At 56.4% G+C, this 7132-nt stretch carries 5 protein-coding genes and 1 rRNA gene; 1 reads left to right on the forward strand and 5 read right to left on the reverse strand.

Annotated elements, in window-relative coordinates; translation table 11 throughout:
• Positions 1-48 precede the first annotated feature (48 nt).
• Positions 49-873 carry a glyoxylate bypass operon transcriptional repressor IclR gene (iclR, locus tag M8318_RS00535; RefSeq protein ID WP_262660617.1) on the forward strand — a complete coding sequence of 275 codons (825 nt, stop codon included), beginning with the start codon at positions 49-51 and terminating at the stop codon, positions 871-873.
• Positions 874-890: 17 nt separating this feature from the next.
• On the opposite strand, the gene aceK is transcribed toward iclR, so the two are convergent.
• From aceK to rrf, 5 genes are all read right to left on the reverse strand, one after another.
• A complete protein-coding gene (gene aceK, locus M8318_RS00540) occupies positions 891-2618 on the reverse strand; it encodes a bifunctional isocitrate dehydrogenase kinase/phosphatase (RefSeq protein ID WP_262660618.1) in 1728 nt (575 codons plus the stop codon).
• A gap of 68 nt (positions 2619-2686) precedes the next feature.
• Positions 2687-3991 (reverse strand): isocitrate lyase, encoded by a 1305-nt coding sequence (gene aceA, locus M8318_RS00545; protein ID WP_262660619.1) that lies wholly within the window; start codon positions 3989-3991, stop codon positions 2687-2689.
• A gap of 33 nt (positions 3992-4024) precedes the next feature.
• Positions 4025-5626 carry a malate synthase A gene (gene aceB / locus M8318_RS00550; protein ID WP_262660620.1) on the reverse strand — a complete coding sequence of 534 codons (1602 nt, stop codon included), beginning with the start codon at positions 5624-5626 and terminating at the stop codon, positions 4025-4027.
• Positions 5627-5895: 269 nt separating this feature from the next.
• Positions 5896-6825: a homoserine O-acetyltransferase MetA gene (gene metA, locus M8318_RS00555; protein WP_262660621.1), complete on the reverse strand. Its 930-nt coding sequence runs from the start codon at positions 6823-6825 to the stop codon at positions 5896-5898.
• A gap of 204 nt (positions 6826-7029) precedes the next feature.
• A 5S ribosomal RNA gene (rrf, locus tag M8318_RS00560) occupies positions 7030-7132 on the reverse strand; the annotation flags it as partial.

Genomic DNA, 7132 nt, shown 5'->3' on the forward strand with positions numbered 1-7132 from the left:
CCAAATAAAACGAAAATGATTTCCACGATACAGAAAAAGGAGCCTGTCATGGTTGCCACCGTTCCCGCTAAACGCGGCAGAAAACCTGCCGCCGCAACCGCCCAGCCGGGCGGACAAGTCCAGTCCCTGACGCGGGGCCTTAAACTGCTGGAGTGGATAGCCGAGTCACACAGCAGCGTGGCGCTGACCGAGCTGGCCCAGCAGGCAGGTCTGCCGAACTCCACCACCCATCGCCTGCTCACCACCATGCAGCAGCTGGGCTTTGTCCGTCAGGTGGGCGAGCTGGGGCACTGGTCCGTAGGTGCCCACTCGTTTATCGTCGGCAGCAGCTTTTTGCAGAGCCGTAACCTGCTCGCTATCGTCCACCCGATCCTGCGCAAGCTGATGGAAGACTCCGGCGAGACGGTCAACCTGGCGGTGCTCGACCAGAGCGATCACCAGGCGATTATTATCGACCAGGTGCAGTGCACCCAGCTGATGCGCATGTCTGCGCCGATTGGCGGCAAGCTACCGATGCACGCCTCCGGGGCAGGAAAAGCGTTCTTGTCCCAGCTCAGCGAAGAGCAGGTCACCGGGCTGCTGCACCGCAAGGGCTTACATGCTTATACCCACGCGACGCTGGTCTCCCCGCTGCATCTGAAAGAGGATTTAGCCCTGACGCGCAAGCGCGGTTACTCCTTTGATGATGAAGAGCATGCCCTCGGTCTGCGCTGTCTGGCAGCCTGTATTTTTGACGAACACCGCGAGCCTTTTGCCGCCATCTCCATTTCCGGGCCGATTTCACGAATGACCGACGATCGCGTGACCGAATTGGGGGCGCTGGTGATCAAAGCGGCGAAGGAAGTGACGCTGGCGTATGGTGGGATTCGTTAAGTCTTCAATGCCCGGCGTTAAACCGCAAATCTGATGCTAAACCGCTGCTTACGCCGGTAAGCATACACATCTTCCACATGCCCGTTCTGGATGCGCGTCTGCAGGCTCCGCCAGTAGTCAGCGCGAAACAGATCGGCATGCATCTCTTCAAACAGCGCTCCGATGCGCGGGTCGGCGCAGAGCCAGTGCCGAAACTCCTCCGGGAAAACGTCCCCCGGCGAGACGCTATACCACGGCTCGCTGGCGAGCTCATCTTCCGGATAACGCGGGGGCGGGATCTGGCGGAAATTCACTTCCGTCATGTAGCAGATTTCATCGTAATCGTAGAACACCACCCGCCCGTGTCGGGTGACGCCGAAGTTTTTAAACAGCATATCGCCCGGAAAGATGTTGGCCGCCGCCAGCTGGCGGATAGCATTGCCATACTCTTCGATGGCATCGTGAAGCGCCTGCCCCTCCGCCTGCTCCAGCCAGATATTGAGCGGCACCATCCGCCGTTCGATATAGAGATGGCTGATGGCTATCCGGTCGCCCAGATCGGTAATCTTGCCTGGCGCTTCCTGCAACAGCAGCGCCATCAGTTCCGGCGCAATCTGCCGCTTGTCGAGCACGAAGTTTTCAAACTCCTGGGTATCCGCCATGCGCCCGACGCGATCGTGCTCCTTCACCAGCTGATAGCAGGCGCGCACGTGGGCGGCAGTCATCTCTTTTTGCGGGGCGAATTTATCCTTAATCACCTTAAACACCCGATCAAACCCCGGCAGGGTAAAGACCAGCATCACCATCCCGCGAATGCCCGGCGCCTCGATAAACTGCTCATCAGCACGGTTGATATAGTGCAGATATTCCCGGTAACTCTCGGTTTTGGCGTGTTTCTGGCAGCCTATCGCCATGTACAGTTCGGCGGTGGTTTTACCGGGCAGGATCTCCCGCAGCCACTCCACCAGCGCCCCCGGCAGCGGGGCATACACCATAAAATAGGAGCGGGCGAAGCCGAAAACGATGCTCGCCTCGGCGCTGGTGGTCAAACAGGTGTCGACCGCCAGCTCCCCTTCATCGCTGCGGTGAATGGGCAGCAAAAACGGCAGCGTGGCGTCCGGCGTAATCAGCTTACCTACCAGCCAGGCGGCTTTGTTGCGATAGAACAGTTCGTTAGCGATCTGAAGATGGCAGTGTTGCAGGTTATCGGTCCCGAGCGTTTCCGAGAGATGAGCAATGATATACCCGACATCACGCGGACGATTTTGCCACGGCAGACGCAGGGGCAGATCGGCTAACACCTTGGTTAATAGCGCCTCCCAGCCGTGATCGGGAAAAAATGCTTTCGCCAGCGGACGCGGCAAGGCACGAAAGCGTTGCTCAGGCTGAGAGCTGAAAATAAAGAGCCGCTCCGGTGACAGGGAACGGTGGTCAAACAGCCGACAATAGACGGAATTGAAAAAGCTTTCCGCAATTTCAAAGCGAGGGTAATCCGGCAGCAGATGGGTGTAATGCTCTTTCACACGCAGTAAGAACGCGGCATCGGTACTGGTGTGGCCGGTGATGCAGCGTAATTGCTCCACCACCAGGCCAACGTGATGATCGTAAAGGTGGATACGCTGCTTCATGGCCTGCTGCACCGCATGCCAGTCGGCCTGCTCAAAGCGCTGCTGCGCCCCGGACGTCACTTCAAGGAAACGACCATACTGGGCATCAAAGCCCTGCAGGATGGTTTGTGCAATCAGTAATTCCAGGTCACGCGACATTGATTCCCTCTCCCCAGGAAACAGAACCGTAGGCCCGGTAAGCGTAGCGCCACCGGGCGTTTCCGTTATCAGAACTGTGCTTCTTCGGTTGACCCGGTCAGAGCAGTGACGGAGGAAGCGCCGCCCTGAATAATAGTGGTGACTTTATCGAAGTAGCCCGTGCCCACTTCCTGCTGGTGCGAGGCGAAGGTGTAGCCCTGTTTGCTGGCCTCAAATTCCGGCTGTTGGACCTTCTCAACGTAGTGCTTCATGCCTTCACCCTGGGCATAAGCATGCGCCAGGTCGAACATGTTGAACCACATGCTGTGAATACCCGCGAGGGTGATGAACTGATATTTGTAGCCCATGTCTGATAGCTCCTGCTGGAAGCTGGCGATGGTTTTATCGTCCAGGTTCTTCTGCCAGTTGAAGGACGGAGAGCAGTTATAGGCCAGCAGTTTGCCCGGGTATTTCGCATGGATGGCGTCAGCGAAGCGTTTAGCCAGGGCCAGATCCGGAGTGGAGGTTTCGCACCACACCAGGTCCGCATAAGGGGCGTAGGCCAGGCCGCGGCTGATCGCCTGCTCAATGCCGGCATGGGTACGGTAGAAACCTTCGCTGGTGCGCTCCCCGGTAATGAACTGGCTGTCGTAAGGGTCACAATCGGAGGTGATCAGGTCCGCCGCGTCGGCATCGGTACGGGCAATCACCAGCGTCGGAACGCCCAGCACGTCAGCGGCCAGACGAGCCGCCACCAGTTTCTGGATCGCTTCCTGAGTCGGGACCAGCACCTTGCCGCCCATGTGTCCGCACTTCTTCACTGATGCCAGCTGATCTTCAAAGTGAACAGCCGCTGCACCGGCTTCAATCATCAATTTCATCAGCTCGAAGGCGTTCAGTACCCCGCCAAAGCCCGCTTCCGCATCGGCGACGATCGGCAGGAAGTAATCCACGAAGCGCGGATCCTTTGGCTCAATGCCGGAGGCCCACTGGATCTGATCCGCACGACGGAAGGTGTTGTTGATCCGCTCCACCACGGCCGGAACGGAGTTTGCCGGGTAGAGGGACTGGTCCGGGTACATGCTGGACGCCAGGTTGGCATCGGCCGCGACCTGCCAGCCTGAGAGATAGACCGCTTCAATCCCCGCTTTCGCCTGCTGTAACGCCTGGCCGCCGGTCAGCGCGCCGAGGCTGTTGATGTAGCCCTTTTTCGATTCGCCGTGCAGCAGACGCCACATTTTGGCCGCCCCCAGCTGGGCCAGGGTGCACTCCGGATTGACCGAGCCGCGTAATTTCACCACTTCCTCTGCGCTGTACGGGCGTTCAATGCCTTCCCAGCGCGGTTGAGTCCACTCGTTTTGTAATGCTTCGATTTGTTGGGTACGGGTTTTCATGTGCAGATGCTCCATTATTGTTATGTGGTGAAATCAGGCCAGCAGGCGGTAGCCAGGCAGCGTCAGGAAGTCGATTAAGTCATCTGAGGTAGTGATCTGTTCCATCAGGCGTGCGGCGGCGTCGAAGCGACCGCTGCTGAAGCGGTGCTCGCCCAACTCTTCCTGAATGTTCAGCATCTCTTCCGACAGCATCTGGCGGAACAGGGCTTTGGTCACCGGTTTGCCATTGCTGAGGGTCTTCTGATGGTGGATCCACTGCCAGATAGAGGTACGCGAGATCTCGGCGGTAGCGGCATCCTCCATCAGACCGTAAATCGGCACACAGCCGTTGCCGGAGATCCATGCCTCGATGTACTGCACCGCCACGCGGATATTGGCGCGCATCCCCTCTTCTGTGCGCTCGCCCTCGCACGGCTCGAGCAGCTGAGCGGCGGTGACCGGGGCATCGTCTTCACGGGTCACGTGCAGCTGATTTTTGTTATCGCCCAGGATACGGTTGAACACCTCCATGGCGGTATCGGCCAGCCCCGGGTGCGCCACCCAGGTACCGTCATGGCCGTTGCTGGCTTCCAGCTCTTTGTCGGCTTTCACCTTGTTCAGCACCTGAGTGTTGCGCTCGCTGTCTTTACTCGGGATAAAGGCCGCCATGCCGCCCATCGCGAAAGCGCCGCGTTTGTGGCAGGTTTTGATCAGCAGACGCGAGTAGGCACTGAGGAATGATTTGTCCATGGTGACCACCTGACGGTCCGGCAGGACGCGATCCGGGTGGTTTTTCAGGGTCTTGATATAACTAAAGATGTAATCCCAGCGGCCGCAGTTCAGGCCGACAATATGGTCGCGCAGGGCATGCAGAATTTCATCCATCTGGAACACAGCTGGCAGGGTTTCAATCAGCAGGGTGGCTTTGATGGTACCGCGCGGCAGCTCGAAACGATCCTCGGCATAGCTGAAAACCTCATTCCACCAGGCCGCTTCCTGCCAGGCCTGGGTTTTCGGCAGGTAGAAGTAGGGACCGCTGCCTTTGGCCAGCAAGGTCTTATGGTTGTGGAAGAAGTAGAGGGCAAAGTCGAACAGGCTGCCGGGGATAGCTTCTCCGTTCCAGGTAACATGTTTTTCCGGTAAATGCAGGCCGCGCACACGACAGACCAGTACCGCCGGGTTGGGCTTGAGCTGATAAATTTTGCCGGCTTCATTGGTGTGGCTGATGGTGCCGTTCACCGCGTCGCGCAGGTTGATCTGCCCTTCGATCACTTTGCTCCAGTCAGGTGCCAGCGAATCTTCAAAGTCGGCCATAAAGACTTTCACATTGGCATTAAGCGCATTGATCACCATTTTGCGCTCGACCGGACCGGTGATCTCGACGCGCCGATCCTGCAGGTCCTGCGGGATGCCGCGGATCGACCAGTCACCTCCACGAATGGAAGCGGTTTCCGAAATAAAGTCAGGCAGCTTTCCGTTATCAATGTCTTGCTGCTGCTGGATACGTGCCGCCAGTAACTTATTGCGTTTTGGCGTGAAGCGGGTCACCAGCTCGGTAAGAAATTCAACGGCATCGGGGGCCAGGACCTGCTGCTCCTGCTCGCCTTGCGGTTGGTTAAAGGCCAGTTCATCGATAATGGTTGCCTGTTGATTCATTGCACTGCTCCTCGTCGTTGATCCGAATTCACTTCCCCCACGCGAACGAAGATCGTTGAGTAGTTTTCGTTCAGCAAAATTAAGACTATCTCGCTTTATCGTAAAATCAAAAACAATTTCCATTTTTAATTTTAAATTGACTTAATACATTGATATATATGCAGTTAAAATTTATTGATAATACGGCGTGGATTTCGGAAATAAAAAAGGCACCCGAAGGTGCCTTAACTGGAGAGCTGAAACGCTACAGGATGAGGATCCTCAGAGGATTACTCCAGCGTCGGATTCATGTGGCGCAGATCGTATGGCGTGATCTGGTAGACGTAATAGTTGAGCCAGTTAGTAAACAGCAGATTGCCATGGCTGCGCCAGGTTGCCCGCGGTTTGTTCTGTGGATCGTTTTGCGGGAAATAGTTGTACGGCACGTCCGGGTTCAAACCCGCTTCGACATCGCGGAAATATTCGCTCGCCAGGGTATCGGGATCGTACTCCGGATGGCCGGTGACGAAAGCAATACGCTTGTCTTTGCTGGCGAACAGGTAGGCATCACCCTCCTCGCTCTCTGCCAGGATCTCCAGATCGGTGTAGTCACGGATCAGTCCAGCCGGGAAATCGGCATAGCGTGAATGAGGGGCCAGGAAGGAATCATCGAAGCCACGCGTCAGCAATGCATGGGGATGCAGAATATGGTGCTCATAGACGCCCGATAGTTTTTCGCTACGGGTCTGCTTAGGGATGCCGTAAAGAATATTGAGTGCAGCCTGCACTGCCCAGCAGACAAACAGCGTGGAGGTGACATGATCTTTAGCCCACTCCAGTACCTGTTTGATTTGCGGCCAGTAGGCCACGTCGTTGAACTCTACCAGGCCCAGCGGTGCGCCGGTGACAATCAGGCCATCGAAATTTTCGTCGCGGATATCATCGAAGTTGCAGTAGAAGTTATTGAGATGCTCTGAAGGCGTGTTGCGGGACTCACGCGCATCAATACGCAGCAGCTGGATATCGACCTGCAGCGGGGAGTTAGAGAGCAAACGGAGGAACTGGTTTTCCGTCTCAATCTTCTTTGGCATCAGGTTGAGGATAAGCACCTTCAGAGGACGAATTTCCTGACCTGTAGCGCGCGATGCCTTCATCACAAAGACATTTTCATCACGCAAGAAATTGACGGCTGGTAGCTCGTCCTGCACCCGAATCGGCATAACCTTAAATCCTCAAAGCATACGTATAAACGTTTAGACATCCAGATAGCTGACAATAACCAGGAATCAGGCAAATGTCGAGTCTGCATGTGAAAGGTGAGAAAGTTTCAAGAAAGGGGTTGGGAGCGGCTGGTGTTGCCCGGTGCTTTTCACGCAGACGGCAAAAAACCCCGCACCTTACGGTACGGGGTTTCTTTAATTGATGCCTGGCAGTTCCCTACTCTCGCATGGGGAGACCCCACACTACCATCGGCGCTACGGCGTTTCACTTCTGAGTTCGGCATGGGGTCAGGTGGGACCACCGCGC

Origin of the sequence: Leclercia tamurae, assembly GCF_025566055.1 — a bacterium.
GTDB lineage: Bacteria > Pseudomonadota > Gammaproteobacteria > Enterobacterales > Enterobacteriaceae > Enterobacter > Enterobacter tamurae.